This window comes from Anaerobutyricum hallii DSM 3353, assembly GCF_000173975.1.
Taxonomy (GTDB): Bacteria; Bacillota; Clostridia; order Lachnospirales; family Lachnospiraceae; genus Anaerobutyricum; species Anaerobutyricum hallii.
On record NZ_ACEP01000042.1, the window covers coordinates 13,833 to 39,701 of the forward strand.

Annotated in this window: 19 protein-coding genes; 1 reads left to right on the forward strand and 18 read right to left on the reverse strand. The window is 37.9% G+C overall.

Features of this window, described 5'->3' with window-relative positions:
- Positions 1-30 precede the first annotated feature (30 nt).
- The 12 genes from EUBHAL_RS03490 to EUBHAL_RS03545 form a co-directional block, all read right to left on the reverse strand.
- A complete protein-coding gene (locus tag EUBHAL_RS03490; protein WP_242648732.1) occupies positions 31-1,203 on the reverse strand; it encodes a hypothetical protein in 1,173 nt (390 codons plus the stop codon).
- Positions 1,204-1,269: 66 nt separating this feature from the next.
- Positions 1,270-2,655 carry a DNA (cytosine-5-)-methyltransferase gene (dcm, locus tag EUBHAL_RS03495; protein WP_005344924.1) on the reverse strand — a complete coding sequence of 462 codons (1,386 nt, stop codon included), beginning with the start codon at positions 2,653-2,655 and terminating at the stop codon, positions 1,270-1,272.
- 90 nt (positions 2,656-2,745) lie between these two features.
- Positions 2,746-4,254, reverse strand: a complete 1,509-nt coding sequence (locus EUBHAL_RS03500; protein WP_044921785.1) for a Sau3AI family type II restriction endonuclease — start codon at positions 4,252-4,254, stop codon at positions 2,746-2,748.
- 4 nt (positions 4,255-4,258) lie between these two features.
- Positions 4,259-5,689 carry a Sau3AI family type II restriction endonuclease gene (locus EUBHAL_RS03505; RefSeq protein ID WP_005344927.1) on the reverse strand — a complete coding sequence of 477 codons (1,431 nt, stop codon included), beginning with the start codon at positions 5,687-5,689 and terminating at the stop codon, positions 4,259-4,261.
- The gene (locus tag EUBHAL_RS03510; RefSeq protein WP_005344929.1) at positions 5,674-6,162 is read right to left on the reverse strand and encodes a very short patch repair endonuclease; all 489 of its coding nucleotides are present in this window, start codon (positions 6,160-6,162) and stop codon (positions 5,674-5,676) included. Before EUBHAL_RS03510 ends, EUBHAL_RS03505 begins: the two co-directional genes overlap by 16 nt.
- Positions 6,163-6,295: 133 nt before the next feature.
- Positions 6,296-6,670, reverse strand: a complete 375-nt coding sequence (locus EUBHAL_RS03515; RefSeq protein ID WP_005344932.1) for a TnpV protein — start codon at positions 6,668-6,670, stop codon at positions 6,296-6,298.
- 93 nt (positions 6,671-6,763) lie between these two features.
- Positions 6,764-8,095: a plasmid recombination protein gene (locus tag EUBHAL_RS03520; protein WP_005344938.1), complete on the reverse strand. Its 1,332-nt coding sequence runs from the start codon at positions 8,093-8,095 to the stop codon at positions 6,764-6,766.
- Positions 8,096-8,380: 285 nt separating this feature from the next.
- Complete coding sequence (locus EUBHAL_RS03525; protein WP_044921792.1) at positions 8,381-8,608, reverse strand: DUF5348 domain-containing protein; 228 nt, start codon at positions 8,606-8,608, stop codon at positions 8,381-8,383.
- Between the two features lie 186 nt (positions 8,609-8,794).
- Complete coding sequence (locus EUBHAL_RS03530) at positions 8,795-9,034, reverse strand: hypothetical protein (protein ID WP_044921787.1); 240 nt, start codon at positions 9,032-9,034, stop codon at positions 8,795-8,797.
- A 67-nt stretch (positions 9,035-9,101) separates the two neighbouring features.
- Entirely contained in the window at positions 9,102-10,166 is a 1,065-nt protein-coding gene (locus EUBHAL_RS03535; RefSeq protein ID WP_005344943.1) for an AAA family ATPase, read from the reverse strand.
- A gap of 196 nt (positions 10,167-10,362) precedes the next feature.
- Positions 10,363-11,427, reverse strand: coding sequence for a site-specific integrase (locus EUBHAL_RS03540; RefSeq protein ID WP_005344945.1), 1,065 nt, complete (start codon positions 11,425-11,427; stop codon positions 10,363-10,365).
- 14 nt (positions 11,428-11,441) lie between these two features.
- Entirely contained in the window at positions 11,442-11,633 is a 192-nt protein-coding gene (locus tag EUBHAL_RS03545) for a helix-turn-helix domain-containing protein (protein ID WP_044921790.1), read from the reverse strand.
- A 224-nt stretch (positions 11,634-11,857) separates the two neighbouring features.
- On the opposite strand from EUBHAL_RS03545, the gene EUBHAL_RS03550 reads away from it, so the two are divergent.
- Positions 11,858-12,391: a helix-turn-helix domain-containing protein gene (locus EUBHAL_RS03550; protein WP_005344949.1), complete on the forward strand. Its 534-nt coding sequence runs from the start codon at positions 11,858-11,860 to the stop codon at positions 12,389-12,391.
- A gap of 569 nt (positions 12,392-12,960) precedes the next feature.
- On the opposite strand, the gene tuf is transcribed toward EUBHAL_RS03550, so the two are convergent.
- The 6 genes from tuf to rpoB form a co-directional block, all read right to left on the reverse strand.
- Entirely contained in the window at positions 12,961-14,154 is a 1,194-nt protein-coding gene (gene tuf / locus EUBHAL_RS03555; RefSeq protein WP_005344951.1) for an elongation factor Tu, read from the reverse strand.
- A 192-nt stretch (positions 14,155-14,346) separates the two neighbouring features.
- Positions 14,347-16,476, reverse strand: a complete 2,130-nt coding sequence (fusA, locus tag EUBHAL_RS03560; RefSeq protein ID WP_005344953.1) for an elongation factor G — start codon at positions 16,474-16,476, stop codon at positions 14,347-14,349.
- Positions 16,477-16,548: 72 nt separating this feature from the next.
- Positions 16,549-17,019, reverse strand: a complete 471-nt coding sequence (gene rpsG, locus EUBHAL_RS03565; RefSeq protein ID WP_005344954.1) for a 30S ribosomal protein S7 — start codon at positions 17,017-17,019, stop codon at positions 16,549-16,551.
- Between the two features lie 177 nt (positions 17,020-17,196).
- Entirely contained in the window at positions 17,197-17,610 is a 414-nt protein-coding gene (gene rpsL, locus EUBHAL_RS03570) for a 30S ribosomal protein S12 (RefSeq protein ID WP_022169347.1), read from the reverse strand.
- A 383-nt stretch (positions 17,611-17,993) separates the two neighbouring features.
- The gene (gene rpoC, locus EUBHAL_RS03575) at positions 17,994-21,662 is read right to left on the reverse strand and encodes a DNA-directed RNA polymerase subunit beta' (protein WP_005344956.1); all 3,669 of its coding nucleotides are present in this window, start codon (positions 21,660-21,662) and stop codon (positions 17,994-17,996) included.
- Between the two features lie 22 nt (positions 21,663-21,684).
- Complete coding sequence (rpoB, locus tag EUBHAL_RS03580) at positions 21,685-25,521, reverse strand: DNA-directed RNA polymerase subunit beta (RefSeq protein ID WP_044921795.1); 3,837 nt, start codon at positions 25,519-25,521, stop codon at positions 21,685-21,687.
- Between the last annotated feature and the right edge of the window lie 348 nt (positions 25,522-25,869).

Here is a 25,869-nt window from a genome sequence, read left to right on the forward strand (position 1 = left end):
CCTCTGCATCAACAAATTTAAAATACATTATTATATCACCTGGCTATAGTATTTCTTATATCCATTTTGAACTGCCGCTTCTAAATCTAAATAAGAATCACTTTCTGAATTTAATAATTCTCTAAAAAAATATTGAAAAAACATTCTCTGAGCATTTCCAATTTTCTTAGAAGATACTTTTATTCTATCTAGTTTGTTTAACAGCTCCATCATCCAGACATAGCCTTTATTTTTTTCTTCCAATTTGTCTACTAGTTTTGAGACATCTTCCAATGACTGAATAATATCTAAATCTTTCATTTTTCCTACTGCCGCTCCAAATCCAGTCAAAACCTGTGATGTTGAAAATATCTTACTTACTTTTTTTCCAAATGGAGATTCACTTATTCCATACTCAATCAATTCCTCCTCATCAACAATATGGTTATCTGTAATTTTTCTCAACATACCAAATAATTTCATATATGTTTCAAGAAATTCCTTAAATAAATCTTTTGAAACATCTTCTTCTGACATATTCTCGAGCATTTTAATATTTTCTAGTATATCTTGTCGATCAATTGGTAATTCGTTTCGATTCATATAAGAATTAAATCCTTCAATTGCATTTTTAAAAATGAACTCATTTTCGTCTGGATCCGCTTTTCCTTCTTTGTCTGTTACCAGTTTTACTCCCTCAAATTCAGTATTTAACATATCACTATAAAGCATTTCCAACTGATGTCTTGCAGACATGGGAGTTTGTCCCGTATTTAAAGTCAACATTCTGTATAAAATTCCGAACTTATTTATTTCTACATAAATTTCTAATCTCAACTTATTTTTCAAGAATTTTTGGTACTCTTCGTCTGGTTTCTTTTTCATATCAGTATCTGCATCAATTAATGTATAGGTACGTTGTAAGCCATCTAAAAGTAAAACATTTTCACTATGTTCATTTATATATTGCAACATTTTTTCTTGATCCGGATTCTCAATATCAATTATATCTGTTTTTACAAGTGCTAAAACTAAAGGCGGCATAATACACCCTTTTTGTAAATCGTTCTTTAACAGAGAATAAATCGTTTTCGAAGTTTTTACTCTTTTTCTTTGCAACTCATTATTATTAATAATTTTTTTTGCAAACTTCAAATACTCTCCAAATGTACTTTCAACATAGAAATTCCAACTATTGATTCTTTTATCAAATACTTTTGACATTATCAGCATTACCATTCCTCTTTTCTTTAGATATACTCAAATAATTCAATATTTATTCATATAGAACTATTCTTGATTAAAAATCTTCTCTAAGTTTTTCTCCATATCCGCCACCAAATTAACCACCAATGCATTTCCCATCATAAATCTACGTTTTCTCAACGGCATTTCCACCGTTTTTCCCTTAACTAAACAATATTTTGTATGATTAGTAGGAAAGCCTTGAATACGTTCTGCCTCTGTCGCTGTAAGTAGTCTCACTCTTCCAGTCATTTTATCTTTTACAATATGGGTAGTTCTACTAAATCCACCTTCTGATGTAAGCATCGTACGTGCTGGCTTATCTTCCTGATCAATCATAGAAATTGCTCCTTCAGAAAAAATATATTCGTGACCGGTTGCACTTGTTCGCAATAATTTTTTTGCTCCTTTCAAATACTGCCATGTCTGTCTATCTTCTTTTGGAAGACGCTGTTCAGTTTCATCACTATGTGTAACTGACGGATTTGTATAATATAATTTTTCTTCTGGTATAAAATACTCCTCCTCAACTTCTCCTGTTTCCATAACATCTCCCAAAGTTATCTGCTTTCCATTATAAGTAGGCGTTGTCTTTATCGTATATATTATTCCGTCCTTCATTATACCAGAATTTTCGAATGCACATTGAAATGTATCAGATACTTCCCCTATTTCTGTTGGTAGCACTTTAACCTTCATCTTCGCTTTATCTGCTTTATTTACTGCAAATGTTTCTGCAAAAAATCCCTCTTTTAAAACTACATTTTCCATACATTCTATTTTTTTATCCTCTTCCAATTCATCAGTATATCTAATTGTCTTCAAAATTCTCTCTGCATATTTTGTATCGTTTTTATAAGCAAAAATAAATATCCGACGACGTCTCTGCTGGTATCCATATTCTGCTGCATTAATAACTCGCCATTCTACCGTATAACCTTCATCTCTAAAACAGGCTAACATAACACCAAAGTCTTTACCTCTTTGCTTGGCCGGAGATTTTAATAATCTATCGACATTTTCTAATAACACAAATGAGGGATTCTTTACTTCTAATGTCTCGCGAATCGACCACCATAGAACACCTTTTTTTCCTTCAAGTCCCTTTGACGTAGCTAACGAAGAAGCTACTGAATAATCCTGACATGGAAAACCTCCAACTAACAGATTAAAGTCAGGAATCTTTGCTTTATCTACATCTTCAATATTATAATTTGTTGTATCCTCACCATTAATATCCAATCGGGGCCCAAATCGATATACATAACAGTCATGTGCGTATTGTGTAGTTTTTTCTGATGGCTCCCATTGATTAAACCAAACCGTATCCCATTTTTCCTCTTTACCATAATCTTCGGCTGTTTTTATATTATTAAGTCCACATCTAAAACCGCCCACTCCGGCAAACAATTCGCAAACTGTTTTCTTCACTTTTTTTACCTCTTCTTTTTTATTATTGAACGATCGTTCTTAAATATAATAACCGATTTTTACATTCTTGTAAAGATCCTTTTCTATTTTTTAATATGATTTTATAAAATCTTTAATCTGTTGTTTTATATATTTCTTATTAAACCAAAAGCACTGTTTTGTCATATACTCTCCTGTAGGTACCGGAACATCTTTCAATTCCTCTGGAATTTCTTTAAGTACGATAATCTTAGCAGGCTTTTTTAATTTCACTGAATTACTGTTTTCACAAAAATATTCGCTTTCTCTAGCTTTATTTCTTACATGTGCCACTTTATTAAAATTACTCTTTGGAAAGTTATTTTCATATGCAAATATCGCTCTTCCCTTTCTATCATGAGATATTTTCTGTTGTAATCTTATTCCATTTTTTATCACATTCCGGGTCTCTTCCCAAACTTCTTTTACTTTATTTTCATCTTTTTTAGGAATATACCACATCATTGCATTATTTAAAATTTCTTTTCCCTCTGAATTTTTAGAAAATATCACAAGTAAAAACTTTGAATCAATCATTTCATCATAAACAATAGACTCTTTCCATGTTTTTTCTTTTAATAATTCCTCAAAATCAAATGTTGAAAAAGACATATCTTCTAACGGCATTCCATTTTTATTAACTGTTATCGTTCTTAATTTATAATTGGCTTTTTGAAACTCATCCGTTTTCTCTAAGTCACAATCACTCTTATATATTTGTTTTATAATGCCATGCTTGTGACTATACCCGTCACGATAATCTGGAAACTCCTTTTTTAAGGACTTAACTGTTCTTCCTAAATATTTTTGTAATGTTTCTAATAAAATATCATCAAATTCCTTTTCTTTTGATAAAACAATATCTGGTAAAACATATGATTCTTCATCCTCGTCCAACATTCTTTCATTAAATAATTTTGTCATATATGACTTTTTAAAAGAATATGCCCTTGGCTTTGCCTTTGGATATCTATCATCATATTTTACCTTCTTATTTCCTCCGCTACCTTTTGTGGCAGGACTTAGGTACATAAAATCTCGTTCTGTTAATTCATGTGCTCTTCCTTCTTTTACATACCTAGCAATCTTTTCCCAGTCATGCTGTATAATCGACTTATCCCTTTCTGGCAGTTCATTTAGAAGAATTTCATCTATCTTTTGAACACTAAAATTCTCACGGTCTATCCCTTTGATATATTGATAATACATGATTAACAAATGATGATTTTTAATCCAAAATCTACTTTCTTCATATTCATTCCAGTTTTCATCTTTGTAATTAATTTTTCCAAGTGATAATCTTTCTTTTGCTCTATATCCTCTACTATTTTTCAAAAAAGGGGTTACTTTCAATTCAATATCTGCCTCTTTAAAGTCTGGTTCGGCATCTTTATTGCACGCATAATTAAACCACCCTTCTTCGTATGCCTGTCCTATATCTCCTTTCCCATGCTTCTCTTTTAAACCATTTTTCTCTTGAAATTTCTTAGCTAATTCAAAAATTTCTTTAAAGGGACGTCCTATTGCCTCTTCTGCTCTTTTTTTCACTTCTTCTGAATTTTTGTACTCTTTATTATCCATTTTATCAATCTCCAATAAATTTCTTATCTAATTGCGACAAAATATAACTATTATTCAACCAAAAACACTGTTTCGGATACTTTCTTCCATCTGGAAGCTCATAAGTATCTTTTGAATTTCGTGCATGAGGTCTTACATGACACACTGGATTTTCTGATAATTTCGGAAAATTATTATAATTCTTTCCATTTTTCTTTTCTATCTGAAGACCTTCACGAATTACTCTTTGTGTCTTTTCCCAAACCAACCTCACATTTCCTTCCAAATCATCATATGGAATATTCCAGAACTGACACCCTTTCAATCTCAGCTCCCTGCCCTGATCATACTTATATATAACAAATAAAAATCTTGTTTCTCGCAAATAATTTCCAAATGTAGAGTCATTCCATTCTTCCTCTACTAATTCTTTAAATTTGAAAGTTGGGAAGGACATGTTTTCCTTTATTTTATTATTTTTCTCAATACGTATTGCCTTTACTACCACATTTGCTTTTTCAAATTCCTCTGCATGGTTTCCTTTAATCCCTAACATACGATATGCCAACATTGCTTCCAGGCTTTTCGGTTTTTTCTGATATTCTATATGAAACTCATTACATAAGTCCATAACGGTCCAATCATAATATGCATCTATTTTTCGCACAACATAATCTTCAAACGATTCTTCTGCATCTCCCTTTATAATTGGTTCATATGTATTCTTCCCTGGAATAATATAGTTATTGAGAACATACGTCATATATGAATTTTTAAATGCAAATGCGCGCGGTTTTGCCAACTCGTCACTAAATGGTTGTTTTCTTCTATCCTTAGAAGTTGCTGCCTTAGGAGCTGCTCCTAAATAAAGAGTATCTCCCTCAGATAATTCATGTGCCTTTCCAGCTTTGATTTTTTCAACAATAGACTCAAAATCATGTTTTATAATTTTTATATCTTGTTCTGTTGGTGTAAATAACTTCACATATCCTATACGATAATCTAATCTATCCTCTATTTCTTTCTGATATAGGTAATAAATCAATAAAATCAAACTGGATTTTTGCCACATGTGGCTATCTTCAAACTTTTCATTAACAACCGAAAAATAATCAATCATTGTCAATATCAGTCTCTCTTTTGCGACAAATTTTCCATTTGTATTTTGTTTATATGGTGTTACCTTAAGTTCCACACCTGCCTTATCAAAATCTGGTCTTGCATCGTTATTCGTCTGATAATGAAAAAATCGTTCCTCTATCAGTTCACCCAAACCACCTTTTCTTTTTTTATTTGCATGCTTTACTTCATAATTTGAAGCTTCTCTAACAACTGTTGATTTTGTAATATCATCTTCTCTACATACATCTGCAAAAGTTTTTCCTATCAGTTTTTTTGCATATGTCTCGATTGAAATAGGATCTGTTTCATCATATTCTTTCAAGTAACTTCCCATTTATATTCCCCCTCATCATCTATTTCTTCCAATTTCTGATCAAATATTGTTTCTTCAATTACTTTTATACATTGCTCTGTATTTTTTAAAATATCTTTTCCCCAAAAGTGTATCACTGTCCAACCCATAGAGCTTAATTGTTTGTCCTTTTCTTCATCTCTCTGAATATTCCGTTCTATTTTTCTAACCCAATAATCTGGATTTTTTCCCTTTTCCAATTTAGTTTTTAGTACTTTCCAGTCTTTACCATGAAAGAACTCACTATCACAAAAAATGGCAATATGATATTTAGTCAAGACAATGTCTGGCCTTCCTGGCAATTCCTTATAATTTTTTCTATAACGAAAACCTCTACTCCACAACGCCTTTCTTAGAACAATTTCTATCCTTGTATCTTTTCCATGTATCCTACTCATATTTTTATGACTTTTTTCTGTAACTTCACCATGAAAACGCGGTTCTTTTGCTGGCATAATTTTTCACCTTCAATATTATATATTCCACTTTATTGTATCAAACTAATAATTACTATTCAATTGCTACACTAAAGAAAAAAGGCACGTTTTTTATCAACGTACCTTCTTCTCAATAATATTTAATTTTTGATTACAAATAAATTAGTTTTTGTAAAACTATTTCTTCCACGCTAGCTTTTATACCATTCATCCTCCTCACCCATTCCATCCAATTCTCTTCTCTCATTTCTTCTGCCACTCCATACCTTTCTGCCATCTGCTTCACCAGTATTTCTACCTGTTCTCCTGCCTCCTTATCAATCTGTTTCAGATACTCTGTCAGCTTTCCGATTAATATAAGATATTGGTAATACCCTGATTTATGTTCTTTCAGATAATTCTTTCTCAGTATTCCATACTTTCCATAAGTTGCTTCTTCCTCTTTAATAATTAGTTCCGGAAAATAATAATCTCCCTGTAAGGTATAGTTCAGCCCATTCGTTTTATCATGAATTCGTTTTTTCATAGTTCTAAATCTCCATTCCCCTGCATCTCGTTCTACTACTTCGTTGATGTTGATTTTCCATCATGCTTTTTCTTTTTTCCTGTTTTAGTAATTCTAAAATACTTTTCCCTGATGACTGCTCCTTTCTGTTTTTTTCTTCGATTTCCATTTCTCTCTGAATGTCTTTCTGTATGGCTTCCTTGACAGTTTTATTTCCAAGAACCCGTACTCCCTGCTATATTGTTCTGAAATATCCAGCAACTCTTCTTTTTCCTCTTGTAAGTATTGATTTCTCTGTTGGGCTTTGCTTAAGTCTTTTTTCACGGCTTCGCAGATTTGTTTTTCTCTCTTATATTTTTCCTTCCATTTTTCTATTTCGGTGTTAAGTTCCTGTACTTGTGCTGCCAGTCCGGCAATAATGCCTTTCATCTGATTGAACAGTGGTGTTATTTTCTTATCCCGGTAAGTGGAGGCTCTTTCTAAGGCTCCGGCCTCCGGCAGTTCTGGAATAAGCTTTCTGCATTCTTTTAATTCTTTGCTGACTTTATCTATTATTGGCTGCAATTGTGCCCGTTGCTCTGCCAGATTCTCTAATTCTTTCTGTGTTTCTTCCGCATATTTTTCTGCCAATTCTTTCTCCTGAATGGCCTGTTCTTTATCTTCTCTGAGATTTTTAATATCCGCTCTGGCATCGGCAATCTGCAAAGTCAGTCCTTCGTTTTCTGCTGTCAGATATTCTTTCTCCTGCTCTAATTCCTGTACCTCTTTTTTACGCTCTTTTTTCTTAAAATTATATACATCGAGATGTTCTTCCTGTGTGCCTTTTTGTTTCCATTCGATTCCATGCTGTTTTGCTATCTCGGCAAGGATTTCTTTTTCATGATTAATCCATTGATTAAGCTCCGTAGCATGTTTTGTTCCTCCCTGGAATCCCTGACTTTTTAATGCCTGCTTCAGTGAAACTCTTGTATCCATTCCTTTTCCCTTCCAGCCTGTCACATAAGGAACAAAATCTATGTGCAGATGTGGTGTTGCTTCATCCTGATGCAGATAGCAGCTAAATACCCTGAGATTGGAATTTCGTTGCTGAAAATCCTGCATATACTGATCTAACACTTTTACTGCGAGATTCCCTTCCGGGGTTCCGACAGCCATATCTTCACAGTTTCCAATCTGAAAAATCACTTCATGAAATAACTTTTCCTGTTTCCCCTGACGTATTTTTTCATAATAATTTGTAATCTGCCTGTCTTTTCTTTTTCCAACATTATAACGCTCTACTGCTTCATCAAATAGCTGACGGTAAACACCTTTTATGTTTTCATCACAATAGCAGATGTTTAAATCTACTCTGTCCTGATCTACATTTTCCGCTATAAAATCCCGTCTGTTATGTGCCAGTGAACCAGCTCCAACCATTCCGCTGATTGTTCTTTTTATTGCCATCCATTCTCACTTCCTTTCGTAAAAACTCATATCGGATATAATACAGTTCTGTATCTTTAATGTATTCTAAAATCTAAAAACTTTTCCTGTTGGCTACGGCAGTTTTGTTACTTTTGTCAAAAGTAACGCAAAAGCACTTTCGACAGCCGTACCGTCCATCAAAAGTGCCTTTGCGCCCTGCCGGGGGCAAGACGTCCTGCTGACGTTCGTTCTTCATCAGATAAACGGGCATATACCTGTCTCTTCTGTTAGCTGATTCATGTCTGTATTATTTCTTCACCGGTTTTATTCTTCTATTCTCACACGAATATACTCCAGATTTCCGCTGTACGGAGTTTCTACCAGATACCACTCTCTTTTCGGATTCATTTCCATTCTGCTGAGAATCCATTTTCCATCCATAAATACTTCCATTCTTTTCCCACAGTGAAATCCTGTGTGTACCCATAAATCAGAGGATAATAGACCATATCTGTCATTTACACGATTGTAAGCTAAAATTCCTTCTTTCATTATCATCTGCTCCCTTCCGTCTATACCAGCTAATATAATCGCATTTTGTAATTCTTTGATAGACTTTGTATACTGTAGCCTGTTAGCCTGCCAGTAACCTGTGACTGTATATCTGCTGATTTTCTCTTTGAATGTTCTGTACAGGTGCGTGTCACGCTCCTGTTATAAGGTAATCAGGGAAAGTATTTACCATCGAAAGTCTTCTGGTATTCCTCTTCTATCCAGATATTCCTGACGATATTTTTCCCTTTCTTCCTCCGTAGGTGCAGTTTTGTATCTGCTGTATATTTCTCTTTCTGCCATGGCATTCATCTTCTTTTCCAGACCCTGTCTGATTTTTTCTTCGTTCTGTCTGTACTCCATCAGATGATACTGTAAAAGCAGTAAAAATAGTTCATAAGGTATCTGCACATTCTTATTTTTCATTCTGACTCCTTTCAAGATGGCAAGGTACCCTCTTCTTAAGAAATGGTCATCTTGCCATCTTCTTTTCTTACTCTGACAATATCCAGAACCATTGATTTCCACGTTTGACCGCATCAATCCCAAGTTCCTGCTTTGCATTTCTCAATGTTTTTGACTTTATTCCACACTTTTCTGCTTCTTCTTCAATCTTTTTCTGTGCCATGCCTCCATCAGATAATATTTTCTTCAGAAACTCTTTTGCCTGCCGGCTTTTCTGTCCTCTGGAGTCTCCACAGAGCAGTTCATCTGCACTGATGTCATATTCTCCAATCCACTCAAAACCATTATGCTGGTCTAACCGAAAAGCAATCGACTTACCTTCTGGCGCAAGAGAGCTTTTCACATGACATACAACTCTTGTTTCCGGTTCTTCTTTTATTCGTCCAACAATTAAAACACTCCTTGCTGCCGCCTGAAAATCTATGGAACCAAGTCCACGATAAGAAGATTTTCCATTACTGTTTTTGTTCATGTGCCCAATCAGAATAATTGCACACTGATATTTTTCTGCCAGAACAGCTACCCTCTTCATAACCGGACGTATTTCATTTGCTCTGTGCATATCTACATCTGATCCAAGAAATCCCTGTATCGGATCAAGTACGACCAGTCTTGCCTTGGTCTGGATAATCGCTTCTTCCAATCGAATGTCTAACATAGTCAACGGCTGTTCCCGATCGTCAATTACCAATACCTTTGAGCAGTCTGCTCCTGCTGCCAGTAACCGTGGTTTTATCGTATCGCCCAGCCCATCTTCTGCTGTCTGATAAATTACATTTACTGGCTGTTGTAAGCACTGCTTGTTTTTAGATACATCCATATCTGCTTTATTTTCATCGGTGATTACATCTGCTCTTTCTGGTTCTTTCCGCTTTTCAAATGAAGCAGGAAGAATTGGTTCCCCTCTGGTCAGCTTCGCAATAATCTGTAATACCATCGTTGTTTTTCCCTCTCCCGGGTCTCCCTGTATAATTGTAACTTTCCCATAAGGAATGAATGGATAGAGTAGCCATTTAATCTCTTCTACTTCCACTGATTCCATATTTATCAGTTTAAGTGGAGGCTCCTGCCTCACAATTTCTTCCAGTCTCATAATTCTGTCTCCTTTTGCTAAGAGGCAGATTCTCCGTAAACAGCTAATTTCAAATTGTTATGAATTTTAATCTGTGATATACTTAATTTGCGAGATTGGTATATCTGCTTAGCTGATTACCGAAGAATCTGCCTAGATTTTTTATCTGGGCTTTTTCTTTTTTCCAACATCATTCATTTTCATTATCTCCTGCTGATCAGTCCTTACCTTTATTTTTTTCATCCAATAATGCAGCCACCTCTTTTTGTCGTGATGGATAAAGATGTCCATATGTATTCAATGTAATCTGAATATTTTTATGTCCCAGTCGTTCTTTAATAATCAATGGCTCCACACCCTGATTAATCAGATAGGCCACATGACTGTGTCTTAAATCATGTACTCTTATTGGCTTTACTCCTGTCTTTTTTTCATATCTTTTCATCCGTTTCTGAAGCGTCCTTGCCACTATTGGAAACAGACGCTCATTTTCTGGAAATCCATAATGATAACTGATATATTCCTGAACTTCTTCTTTAAGAAAATTTGGAATAATAATTGTTCTGACGGAATTATCTGTTTTAGGCGTACTGATTACATCTTTTCCATCTATTCTGTGATAGGTTTTATTGATATGAAGTAAATTATTGGTCATATCAAAATCTGCAATTGTCAAAGAAAGAAGTTCTCCTTCCCGAATTCCTGTCCAGAAAAGTATTTCAAACATAAGATAGTCTTCACTTTTTCTGTCCACACCCGAAATAAATCTGTCATACTCCTCTTTAATCCAGAAATCCAGCTTATCCGCATCAGACTTTCCCATACGCTTTACTTTCTTACAGGGATTTTCTTTAAGGTTGTAAATCCTCTGTGCATGATTAAATAGTGCATTAATCTGATTCTGAATCATTCTCTCATATGTTTTGCTGAACTTATTCTCCTGTATAATTTTCTGCCACTGAATAATATCTGCAGGAGTAATTTCATTTAATTTTTTATTTCCAAAATAAGGGATGATATGTTTGTTAATCATGTGCTGCTTGTTCCGTATGGAATTTGCCTTTAATTCATTCTTCTTATCTGAAAAATAAATATCTACAAACTTATCCATCTGCATATCTGGTTCCACAGCCACTGAATTTTTAAATTCATTTTCATAATTCAGTGCTTCTCTCTTTGTTTTGAACCCTCTTTTCATCTTCTGTCTTTTCTTTCCTGTCCAGTCAATGTATCGGAAAGATGTGTACCAGGTTCCATGTGCTTTGTCTTTATAAACTGACATCTGCTCACTCTCCTTTACATTGATTTCTGAGAAAATCCATAAAATTTTGTTTCCCAATAGGGACGTGGAATCTTTCCACGAACTGCTACATATCCTTCTTTTTCCAGCTCATTATTTAGCTGTTTTAAAATAGAATATGCTTTGCTACGTTTCACTCCCAGTTCATTCATGACATCTTCTACTGTCATCATATAATTTGTTCTCATATAGCCCTCCTTTCCAGTCACTTTTGTGACTCTTTATGTTTCTTATATTAATTGCCTTTTGTGAATTTGTCAAGTATCTTTTGCGAATTATATTTTGTTTTATTCGCACTGTTTTTACTGACATAAATCTGTATCTTTTGTTTCATTCACTTTTGTGTTAAACTATAAGCACAATTAACGTATTCAATTTTACAAATATATAAATATTTTAAGGAGATCGCTATATGGTAGGAAAAAAAATCCGAGCTTACCGGGAATTTCGTGGATTCAGTCAGATTCAATTAGCAGAACTGTCTGGAATCAATGTTGGAACTATAAGAAAATATGAATTGGGAATCCGGAATCCCAAACCAGAACAATTAGAAAAAATAGCTGCTGCACTTGGCTTAAATGTCAGCATTTTTCTTGATTTTAATATTGAAACAGTTGGCGATGTACTATCCCTGCTGTTTGCCATAGATGACTCTGTAAATTTATCACTTTCTGAAACAAGGAATCAGAAAATTATTTTAGACTTCGATAATCCAATGATGCAGGATTTCTTTAAGAAATGGTGCCAATTTAAAAATGTTTATGAGAAAGAAAAGGCTGAGATATTAGCTATTGAAGATGAAGATAAGAGACAGGAAGAACTGTATAAACTGAACGCTACTCAGGAAGAGTGGAAGTTGAGGGCAATGGGAACCACGATCGGGTGTCATACTGTGATTAAAAAAGGAACGGAAGATAATGTCATTAAAACTTATGATCTAACATGATTTTATATAAAAAAAGAGCTCTTACGAACTCTGAATTTTGGGAGGTCTGGGATGTTTGTATATTTTTATAAATCGTGCTACCATTACACCACACCATCACATACACCCAGACCAAATAATAACGAACATTGTACTCTCATAGAATCAATTCCTTTCTTACAGACATATTTAATCATATCATACACTAATCCAGAAACTAAACACTCTGATAATACTTCTACTAATTTTATGGTGTTTGGAATCGAACCAAATCCTATTAATATCTTAATTATGGGTATAAGTATATTCAGTAATTTCTATTTTGTCAACTAATTTCTCAATTTTTGTTATCAAGCTGTTATCATAAAGTAACTGTCATAAAAACTTCCGTTCATTTTCTTTTGCTATGCGTTTATTAATTCTAAGTTATATTTATTCGTATATAACATATCTCCTAACTTTTCCACACAACAGAAAAACCCCAGAAACATTAGTTTCTGGGGTGAATCTTACGCTTGAACACAAGTACCTTGCGGTACGATATATATAAAATCTAGTATTATTCAGTTACTAATTATATAAGTTCGTGATTACTCGAGGATAGAAGCAACACGTCCTGATCCTACAGTACGTCCACCTTCACGGATAGCGAATGTAAGACCCTGCTCCATAGCTACTGGATGGATCATGTCGATTGTCATTTCTACGTTATCACCAGGCATGCACATCTCTGTTCCTTCTGGAAGAGTGATAACACCTGTTACGTCAGTTGTACGGAAGTAGAACTGAGGTCTGTAGTTGTTGAAGAAAGGAGTATGACGTCCACCTTCATCTTTTGTTAAAACGTAAACCTGAGCTGTGAACTTATGATGGCATGTTACGCTACCTGGCTGAGCTAATACCTGTCCACGCTGAATTTCGTCTCTCTGAACACCACGAAGAAGAGCTCCGATGTTGTCACCAGCCTGAGCTTCGTCAAGTAATTTACGGAACATTTCAACACCAGTTACAACAACTTTACGTGTTTCGTCTGTGATACCAACGATTTCTACTTCATCAGATACGTGTAATACACCACGCTCTACTCTACCAGTTGCAACAGTACCACGACCTGTGATAGAGAAGATGTCCTCGATAGGCATTAAGAAAGGCTTATCTGTGTCACGTTCTGGGTTAGGAATCCATGTATCAACAGCGTCCATGAGTTCCATGATCTTGTCTCCCCATGGTCCGTTAGGATCTTCAAGAGCCATAAGAGCTGAACCCTGGATGATTGGAGTGTCATCTCCTGGGAAGTCGTACTCGTTTAATAATTCACGGATTTCCATGTCTACTAACTCAAGTAACTCTTCATCGTCTACCATATCACATTTGTTCATGAATACTACGATGTAAGGTACACCTACCTGACGGGATAATAAGATGTGCTCTTTAGTCTGAGCCATAACACCATCAGTAGCAGCTACTACAAGGATAGCTCCATCCATCTGAGCAGCACCAGTGATCATGTTCTTTACATAATCGGCATGACCTGGACAGTCAACGTGTGCGTAATGTCTCTTCTCTGTTTCGTACTCAACGTGAGCTGTAGAGATTGTGATACCACGTTCTCTTTCTTCTGGAGCTTTATCGATGTTTTCGAAATCTACTTTTTCGTTTCCTTCTACTCTTTCAGCTAATACTTTTGTGATAGCAGCTGTTAAAGTTGTTTTACCATGGTCAACGTGTCCGATGGTACCAATATTACAATGTGGTTTAGTTCTCTCAAACTTAGCTTTAGCCATTTGAATTTCCTCCTTAAAATTACGCCTGATAGGCTGTCTTTATAATTTTAAATATTCTCGTCCGGCAAAGAATCGACCAGACGATTCCAAATCACAGCCAGACTGCGACTATAAAGCCGCACCTGCTGTAATTATATTTCATTTTAACATTATTTGCAAGTAAAACTTTACAGATAATCTTTATCTATGAAATTATTTGTTCTGAGCTGCTAAATGAGCATCCAGAATCTTTTCCTGTACGTTCTTAGGAACTTTTTCATAGTGATCAAAGAACATGGAGTAGTTACCACGTCCCTGAGTTCTTGAACGTAAGTCTGTAGAATATCCGAACATTTCAGATAATGGTACAAAACCATGAACGATACGTCCGCCACCTACATCTTCCATACCTTCGATACGTCCACGACGAGAATTGATATCACCGATAACATCACCCATGTACTCTTCAGGCATTGTTACGTCAACCTTCATGATAGGCTCAAGTAATGCAGGATCTGCTTTCTTCATAGCATCCTTGAATGCTAAGGAACCAGCTACCTTGAATGCCATTTCAGAAGAATCGACTTCATGGTAAGATCCGTCGTATACTGTAGCGTGTACACCAACAACAGGGAATCCACCAAGGATACCAGCTTTTGCTGCTTCTTCGATACCAGCACCAACTGCAGGGATGTATTCTTTAGGAATAGCACCACCAACAACTTCGGAATCGAATTTGAATGTTTCTTCTCCGTTAACGTCCATAGGCTCGAAACGAACTTTACAGTGTCCGTACTGACCACGTCCACCGGACTGTTTAGCATACTTAGAATCGATATCAACTGCTTTTGTGAAGGATTCTTTGTATGCTACCTGTGGAGCACCAACGTTAGCTTCTACTTTGAACTCACGAAGGAGACGGTCAACGATGATCTCAAGGTGAAGCTCACCCATACCAGCGATGATTGTCTGTCCTGTTTCCTGATCTGTATGAGCGCGGAAAGTAGGATCTTCTTCTGCAAGTTTTGCAAGAGCTTCTGCCATCTTGCCCTGTCCAGCTTTTGTCTTAGGCTCGATAGCGAGCTCGATAACTGGATCTGGGAATTCCATAGACTCAAGAATTACTGGATGCTGTTCATCACAGATTGTATCACCAGTAGTAGTGAACTTAAATCCAACTGCTGCTGCGATATCTCCTGAGTATACTTTATCTAATTCCTGACGCTTGTTGGCATGCATCTGAAGGATACGTCCAACACGCTCTTTTTTGCCTTTTGTAGCATTTAAAATGTAAGAACCAGAGTTCATTGTTCCGGCATATACACGGAAGAAAGCAAGCTTTCCAACGAATGGGTCTGTCATAATCTTGAATGCTAAAGCTGCAAATGGAGCATCGTCAGATGCAGGAACTTCTACTTCATTACCTTCTAAGTCCTGACCTTTGATAGCTTCTACATCTGTAGGAGCTGGCAGATATTCGATAATAGCGTCAAGAAGTTTCTGTACACCTTTGTTTCTGTAAGCTGTACCACAGCAAACAGGAACCATTGTACAGTTACATGTTCCTTCACGGAGAACTCTCTTTAACTCTTCAACGCTTGGCTCTTCTCCATCAAGGTAAGCCATCATTAAATCATCATCTGCTTCACAGATTTTTTCAACCATATCTGTGTGATATAATTCAGCATCATCCTTCATATCTTCTGGAATATCAATAATGTCAATGTCTTCACCCTTCTCATCGTTGTAGATGTAGGCTTTCATTTCCATTAAGTCGATAATTCCCTTGAAGTCATCTTCCTTACCGATAGGAAGCTGAATAGGAATCGCGTTTTTACCTAATCTTGTTTTGATCTGATCTACTGCACCGTAGAAATCAGCACCCATGATATCCATCTTATTGATGAATGCCATACGTGGTACATTATAGGTGTCTGCCTGACGCCATACATTTTCGGACTGTGGTTCAACACCGCCCTTTGCACAGAAGACACCAACAGCGCTGTCCAATACACGAAGAGATCTTTCTACCTCTACTGTAAAGTCAACGTGTCCTGGGGTATCAATAATATTGATACGATGCTCTAAAGCACCTTTTTTAGGTTTACAATCCTCTTCCAGAGTCCAGTGACATGTTGTGGCAGCGGAAGTGATTGTGATACCTCTTTCCTGCTCCTGTTCCATCCAGTCCATGGTAGCAGTACCTTCATGAGTATCACCAATCTTGTAATTTACACCAGTGTAATAAAGGATACGCTCTGTCAATGTTGTCTTACCAGCATCAATGTGGGCCATAATACCAATATTTCTGGTTCTCTCAAGTGGATATTCTCTTCCAGCCAAGGTTTTTTCCTCCTATAAAATGTATCCGGACGGCTGCATAATCTATGCAGCACATCCTGTGTAAATAACTTATTAGAATCTGTAATGTGCGAAAGCTTTGTTTGCTTCTGCCATTTTGTGCATATCTTCTTTTTTCTTTACAGATGCACCAGTGTTGTTCGCTGCATCCATAAGTTCTTTTGCAAGACGCTCTTCCATAGTCTTTTCACTTCTCTTACGAGAGTAAAGAGTAATCCAACGAAGAGCTAATGCCTGACGTCTGTCTGGTCTTACGTCGATAGGTACCTGATAAGTAGCACCACCGATACGTCTAGCCTTAACTTCCAGAGCTGGCATAATGTTGTTCATAGCCTCTGTAAATACTTCTAAGGCATCTTTTCCTGTTTCTTCCGCAATGCGGTCGAAAGCACCGTAAACGATTTTCTGTGCAACACCTTTCTTACCGTCTAACATGATGTTATTGATAAGCTTTGTTACCACTTTGTTATTGTAAATAGGATCTGGTAATACATCCCTTTTTGCGATATGTCCTTTACGTGGCACGGTTCTTCCCTCCTTAATTAAATGTGATTTTCATTTCTTCATTTCCATGAGGAAATGAAATATTAAATCATCGGTACTCATGGAAACTTCTGTTTCCGTTGTTCATGCTCGGACAAGTCAATATATTGCCTGCAACCAACAGAGAAAATATTGCTATTCCGGCATTCTCACTGATATTTATTTCTTAGGTTTCTTAGCACCGTATTTGGAACGAGCCTGGCGTCTGTTTGCTACGCCTGCTGTATCAAGAGTACCACGTACGATATGATATCTTGTACCTGGTAAATCCTTTACTCTTCCTCCACGGATAAGAACAACACTATGTTCCTGAAGGTTATGTCCTTCACCTGGGATATAGCTTGTTACTTCAATACCGTTGGAAAGACGTACTCTGGCAATCTTACGAAGCGCTGAGTTAGGCTTCTTAGGAGTTGCTGTCTTAACGGCTGTACATACTCCACGTTTCTGTGGTGAGCTGGCATCTGTTGGTCTTTTCTTTAAGGAGTTAAATCCTTTCTGAAGAGCAGGTGCCGTGGATTTCTTTGCTACAGACTGTCTTCCTTTTCTAACTAACTGGTTAAAAGTAGGCATTCTGAAATTCACCTCCATGCATATTTTCTAATGTGGTTGCTAATAGTTTCTTCTTTAGGTTAAACCAATATGACAAATCATCTTGATTATACCCATATGTGGACATAGTTATACATCGCACACAATTAAAGATTATATATTTAAAAAATCTTTTTGTCAAGGGGAAAATTGAATTTCATTTTTCTCGAAGTGCCAGAAACAGACGAACCCAGAAGAAACCAACTCCAGCCACAGTCAGGCCCCTGAGAATAAAATAATCCCTATCTGTGACCTGGGAGCAAGGTTTGAACGTTCGCGCGTCTAAGCGAACATTCAAACCGCAGCGACGAAAGTCACAGATAGGGATTATTTTATTCTCAGGGGTCGTCTGTCCTGTATCTTAATTAAAGATTTTCAGAATCCATCATCATTGCTGCATCCTCTGACTTCTGATCACGTATTTCTTCTTCCATAGAAGCTGCATCATAGTCAAATTCGTCTGCTTCTTCGATCTTGTTGACAACTTTTCCTGTATCAAGATGAAGGTTACGATACTTCTTTAATCCTGTTCCGGCTGGAATCAGTTTTCCTAAAAGTACGTTTTCCTTAAGACCAATTAATGGATCAATCTTTCCTTTGATTGCTGCATCTGTAAGAACCTTTGTTGTTTCCTGGAAGGAAGCAGCAGATAAGAAAGAACTTGTTGCAAGAGAAGCCTTTGTGATACCGAGAAGTGTCTGCTCTGCTGTTGCAGGCTCTTTTCCTTCTGCAAGAAGTCTTTCATTCTCATCCTCTAATTCAAGGATATCAATGAGTGCTCCTGGTAAGTACCGGCTATCTCCAGCTTCTTCAATACGAACTTTCTTAAGCATCTGGCGAACGATAATCTCGATATGTTTATCGTTGATATCTACACCCTGCAGACGGTATACACGCTGTACTTCACGCATCATGTAATCCTGAACTGCTCCTGCACCTTTGATTCTTAAGATGTCATGAGGATTTACAGAACCTTCTGTCAGTTCATCACCGGCCTCTAAGTAAGTACCGTCAAGAACTTTGATACGGGAACCGTAAGGAATTACATAATTTCTTGTTTCTCCGCTATCCTCATTTACTACAGTGATTTCACGTTTTTCTTTTGTTTCTTTTACATCCGCACGACCAGCAATTTCAGTGATGATGGCAAGGCCCTTAGGTTTACGTGCCTCGAAAAGCTCCTCGACACGAGGAAGACCCTGTGTAATATCATCACCGGCTACACCACCGGCATGGAATGTACGCATAGTAAGCTGTGTACCAGGCTCACCAATGGACTGAGCAGCAATAATTCCGACTGCCTCACCAACCTGTACTGCCTGACCAGTTGCAAGGTTGGCACCGTAACATTTAGAACATGCACCGTTATGGGACTTACATGTTAACATTGTTCTGATCTTAACCTGCTGATATCCTGCGTTTACAATTGCTTTCGCACGCTTTGGAGTAATCATGCAGTTCGCTTCAACAATGATATTACCTTCTTTATCTTTGTAATCTTCTGCTGCATAACGTCCGCTGATACGATCCTCTAATGATTCGATTGTTTCTTTTCCATCCATGATAGCTTCTACATACATGCTTGGAATCTTGTTTGTTCCTTCGCAGCAATCCTGTTCACGAATAATCAGTTCCTGAGATACATCTACAAGACGTCTTGTCAGATAACCGGAATCGGCTGTACGAAGGGCTGTATCGGAAAGTCCCTTTCTGGCACCATGTGCAGAAATGAAGTACTCCAGTACGTCAAGACCTTCACGGAAGTTGGACTTGATAGGAAGTTCGATAGTACGTCCGGATGTATCGGCCATCAGTCCACGCATACCGGCAAGCTGTTTAATCTGCTGGTTAGAACCACGGGCACCGGAGTCAGCCATCATGAAGATGTTGTTGTACTTATCAAGACCACTGATCAGTTTATCTGTAAGTTCGTTATCGGCAGCAAACCATGTCTGTACTACTGCTTTATAACGTTCTTCTTCTGTCATGAAACCACGGCGGTATTGTTTTGTAATGTACTCAACCTGTTTCTGAGCTGCTGCAAGGATTTCTGGTTTTTCTTTTGGTACAGTCATATCGGAAATAGATACACTTAACGCACCAATTGTAGAATACTTATATCCAAGAGCTTTGATATTATCAAGAACCTCGGCAGTCTTAGTTGTACCATGTACGCTGATACAACGGTCAAGGATCTGTTTTAACTGTTTCTTACCACACTGAAAATCAACTTCTAACTTTAAGAAGTTATCTGGATCAGAACGGTCAACAAAACCTAAATCCTGAAGGATGATTTCGTTGAAAAGAAGACGTCCCATTGTACAATCTATAATACGGCTTCCCATTGTTCCGTCTGGTCTCATACCTCTTCTCTTTACTTTGATTCTGGAATGAAGTGTGATTACCTTGTTCTCGTAAGCAAGATATGCTTCATTTTCAGACTTAAAGCATTTACCTTCACCCTTAGCTCCTTCTTTTTCCATAGTCAGGTAGTAAATACCAAGGACCATATCCTGAGAAGGAACGGCTACTGGAGCACCATCAGATGGCTTCAGTAAGTTGTTTGGAGAAAGTAAGAGGAAACGGCACTCAGCCTGTGCTTCCTGGGAAAGTGGCAGATGGACAGCCATCTGGTCACCATCAAAGTCGGCATTAAACGCTGTACATACTAATGGATGTAACTTAATCGCTTTACCTTCTACTAATGTTGGCTCGAATGCCTGAATACCAAGACGATGCAAGGTAGGAGCACGGTTTAACATAACCGGATGTTCTTTGATAACATCTTCGAGTACATCCCAAACTTCTGGCTGTAACTTTTCTACCATCTTCTTGGCAGACTTAATATTATGAGCAAGACCGTTTGCTACAAGTTCTTTCATAACAAATGGTTTGAAAAGCTCGATAGCCATCTCTTTTGGAAGACCACACTGATAAATCTTTAATTCTGGTCCTACTACGATTACGGAACGTCCTGAGTAGTCAACACGCTTACCAAGAAGGTTCTGACGGAAACGTCCCTGTTTACCCTTTAACATATCGGAAAGGGATTTTAATGCTCTGTTTCCAGGACCAGTTACTGGACGTCCACGACGGCCATTATCGATTAACGCATCAACAGCTTCCTGAAGCATACGCTTTTCGTTACGGATAATAATGTCTGGCGCACCAAGCTCTAACAGTCTCTTAAGACGGTTATTACGGTTGATGATTCTTCTATATAAATCATTTAAATCGGAGGTTGCAAAACGTCCACCATCTAACTGAACCATTGGACGGATATCCGGAGGGATAACCGGAACAGCGTCAAGAACCATCCATTCTGGACGGTTTCCTGACAGACGGAAAGCTTCTACAACTTCTAATCGTTTAATATTTCTTGCTTTCTTCTGACCGCTGGCATTCTTAAGACTCTTCTTAAGTTCTTCTGCTTCAGCCTCTAAGTCGATCTCTGCAAGAAGTTCTTTGATTGCCTCAGCACCCATTCCTACACGGAAGTTTCCAAGACCTTCATCAGAATTCCTATATTCTTCTGTTACACGACGGTACTCAGCATCAGAGATAACGTCCTTCTTGCTTAAGTTTGTTGTTCCTGGGTCAAGAACTACAAAGGAAGCAAAGTATAATACTTTTTCCAGTGCTTTTGGAGACATATCAAGGATTAATCCCATACGGCTAGGGATTCCCTTGAAGTACCAGATATGGGATACTGGAGCTGCGAGTTCGATGTGTCCCATTCTTTCTCTTCTTACACTTGCCTTTGTAACTTCAACACCACATTTATCACAGACAACGCCTTTATAGCGAATCTTTTTATATTTACCACAGTGACATTCCCAGTCCTTGCTTGGTCCGAAAATTCTTTCACAGAACAGACCATCTTTTTCCGGCTTTAAAGTACGGTAGTTAATGGTTTCCGGCTTTTTTACCTCACCATGAGACCACTGACGAATCAGTTCCGGAGACGCAAGTCCGATTTTAATGGCGTCAAAATTAACCGGCTGTTCAACTGTTTGGTTATTCATATCAGACATAGGTTACTCCTTCCAAACTATCTTACAAATCAGAATCGCCAAAAGGCATTTCTGTAAACTCTGGCTGTGCATCAGCCTGTCCAGCTTCTTCTTCCAGAGTACTTTCTTTGTAGCCATACTCTCCAAGATTGCTCTCGTCCTTATAATTGTTATCATCCGGACTGCTCTCAATCACTGAAGTAAGGGATTCATTAATTGTTTCGCTGCCTTCCTGAAGCTCAATTTCTGTCATATCTTCTTTTAAGACACGAACATCAAGAGCGAGGGACTGGAATTCCTTAAGAAGTACCTTGAAGGATTCCGGAATACCTGGTTCAGGAATATTCTCTCCTTTGATGATTGCTTCGTATGTCTTCACACGACCAACTACATCATCAGACTTCACAGTTAAGATTTCCTGAAGAGTGTAGGAAGCACCATAAGCCTCAAGAGCCCAAACCTCCATCTCTCCGAAACGCTGTCCACCGAACTGAGCTTTACCACCCAGAGGCTGCTGTGTTACTAATGAGTAAGGACCTGTAGAACGTGCATGAATCTTATCATCTACTAAGTGATGCAGCTTCAGATAATGCATGAATCCGATGGAAACTGGTGAATCGAATTCCTGTCCTGTACGTCCATCACGAAGCTGAACCTTACCTGTACGGTCGATTGGAACACCCTTCCATTCTTCTCTGTGGTCACGGTTATCCCAAAGATACTTCATAATATCATCGTTAACCTTGTCACCCCAGCGTTCTTCGAATTCTTCCCATGTCTTGTTCGCATAGTCATTCGCCATCTCAAGAGTATCCATGATATCGTTCTCATCTGCACCGTTAAATACTGGTGTTGCTACATTAAATCCAAGCACCTTAGATGCGAGACTTAAATGAAGCTCTAAGACCTGTCCGATATTCATTCGGGAAGGTACACCTAATGGGTTCAGTACGATATCGAGTGGACGGCCATTAGGAAGGAATGGCATATCCTCTACTGGAAGTACACGGGAAACTACACCCTTGTTACCATGACGGCCAGCCATCTTATCACCAACAGAAATCTTACGTTTCTGTGCAATGTAAACACGAACAGACTTGTTAACTGTTGGAGGCAGCTCGTCACCATTCTCCCTTGTAAATACCTTTGTATCCATAACAACACCGTAAGCGCCGTGTGGAACACGAAGGGAAGTATCACGAACTTCTCTTGCCTTTTCACCGAAAATAGCACGAAGAAGTCTTTCTTCAGCAGTAAGTTCTGTCTCTCCCTTAGGAGTCACCTTACCTACCAGAATATCTCCGGCATGAACTTCTGCACCGATACGGATGATACCATTCTCATCCAGATCTTTTAATACATCTTCACTAAGACCAGCAAGATCTCTTGTAATCTCTTCCTGTCCAAGCTTTGTATCTCTTGCCTCTGCTTCATATTCTTCAATATGAACAGATGTATATACGTCATTCTGTACAAGACGCTCACTTAAAAGTACGGCATCCTCATAGTTATAACCTTCCCAGGTCATAAATCCGATTAATGGGTTCTTACCAAGAGCCATCTCGCCGCCGCATGTGGAAGCACCATCTGCAAGAATATCTCCTGCTTCAACATGGTCACCCTTATTTACGATAGGTCTCTGGTTCATACAGTTACCCTGGTTGCTTCGGGAGAACTTAATTACGTGGTAAGTATCACGGATTCCGTCTTCTCGTTTTACGATAATCTCTTTACTTGTTGAGTACTCAACTGTACCTGCATGATGTGCGATAATACATACACCTGAGTCGCGGGCAGCCTTAGCTTCCATACCAGTACCAACAACTGGAACTTCTGTCTTTAACAGTGGTACAGCCTGACGCTGCATGTTGGATCCCATCAGAGCACGGTTCGCATCATCGTTCTCAAGGAAAGGAATCATAGATGTAGCTACGGAGAATACCATCTTAGGAGATACGTCCATTAAGTCAATTCTTGACTTTCTAAATTCAGATGTTTCCTCTCTGTAACGACCGGAAACATTAGTGTGAATGAAGTGACCTTCTTCATCTAATGGTTCGTTCGCCTGCGCTACTGTGTAGTTATCTTCTTCATCAGCAGTAAGGTATACAACATCATCTGTTACAACTGGGTTCTGTGGGTCACTCTTATCTACCTTACGGTATGGAGCCTCAACAAAACCATATTCATTAATTCTTGCGTAAGTTGCAAGAGAGTTAATCAGACCGATGTTAGGACCCTCGGGAGTCTCTACAGGACACATTCTTCCGTAGTGGGAATAGTGTACATCTCGAACCTCGAATCCGGCACGATCTCTGGAAAGACCTCCAGGACCTAATGCGGAAAGACGTCTCTTATGAGTAAGCTCAGATAATGGGTTATGCTGATCCATGAACTGAGATAACTGAGAACTTCCAAAGAATTCCTTAACAGCAGCAGTAACTGGTTTAATGTTAATTAATGTCTGTGGGGAAATGGACTCAATGTCCTGTGTTGTCATACGTTCTCTGACAACTCTCTCCAGACGGGATAAACCAATTCTGTACTGATTCTGTAACAACTCACCAACGGCACGGATACGACGGTTACCTAAGTGGTCGATATCATCATCGTTACCAACACCATACTCAAGATGGATATTGTAGTTAATAGAAGCTAAAATATCTTCTCTTGTAATGTGCTTTGGAATCAGCTCAGTGATATTCTTGCGAATCTGTGCTTTAATTTCATCTATATCATCATATTCTTCTAAGATTTTTTCAAGGGCTGGATAGTATACTAATTCAGTAACGCCAACTTCCTCTGGGTCAACATCAACAAAGCTTGTGATATCTACCATCATACTGGAAAGGACTTTTACTTCTTTCTCTTCTGTCTCAACGTAAACATAAGGAACTGCTGCGTTCTGAATAGCGTCAGCCTGTTCTTTTGTAAGTCTTACACCTGCTTCAAAAAGGATTTCTCCTGTGGAAGGATCAAGTACATCCTGCGCCAGTCTGTGTCCTGCAATACGATTGCGGAACATTAACTTCTTATTAAATTTATAACGTCCTACTTTTGCAAGGTCATAACGTCTTGCATCGAAGAACATACTGTTAATCAGGCTCTCTGCACTGTCAACTGATAAAGGTTCACCTGGGCGGATCTTCTCGTATAACTTCTTAAGACCTTCCTGGTAGTTTGTTGCTGTATCCTTTTCGAGAGTTTTTAAAATCTTAGGCTCTTCTCCGAATAATTCCTTAATTTCAGCATTGGTTCCAATGCCAAGAGCTCTGATAAGTACAGTAACAGGAACCTTTCTTGTACGGTCAACACGAACATAGAATACATCGTTGGAGTCTGTCTCGTATTCCAGCCATGCACCACGGTTAGGAATTACTGTACAAGAATATAACTTCTTACCAATCTTGTCGTGGCTGATCGCATAGTAAATACCTGGAGAACGAACTAACTGACTGACGATAACACGTTCCGCACCATTAATTACGAAAGTACCTGTTTCCGTCATCAATGGCAGGTCGCCCATAAAAATGTCGTGTTGTTTAAAATCATCTGTTTCCTTATTATGGAGACGAACTTTCACTTTTAAAGGAGCTGCATATGTTGCATCACGTTCTTTACACTCCTCGATTGAATACTTTCTATCCTCTCTGCAAAGCTGAAAGTCCACAAACTCCAGGCTGAGCTGTCCACTGTAATCCGTGATAGGCGAAATGTCCTCAAAAACCTCTTTTAATCCATCTGTAAGGAACCATTTGTAGGAATCTTTCTGGACTTCTATAAGATTCGGCATATCGAGAACATCTTTTTGTCTGGCATAGCTCATTCTGATGTTTTTGCTTCCCGGAATTCGCGTTGGACGCAGTCTATTCTTTTCCATCGATGTTTTCACCCCTTGAATAATCATAATGTTAAATCTTCTGGTTACTTTCCAATAGGCATACAGACCCATTGTGAATCAGTTTATTATCATAGCACATCTGTCAAGCCATGTCAACTAATTTTTTTCTCTTATTCTTGATTTTTTCCAGTTTTTTCACTTGTTAAACATGGGAGTAAAATTTCTTCCATATAATATGTATAAAATAGCGGCGAAAAAAGGGAGAAATTCGGCAACTTTTTTGATTTGACAAAATGGATAAGTGATTACTATCTGATTCATTAGGGGGAAACAAACGAAAAAAGAAATACTGCCATATCCCATCTGCTCTGTAGTCGCATCTGGGAT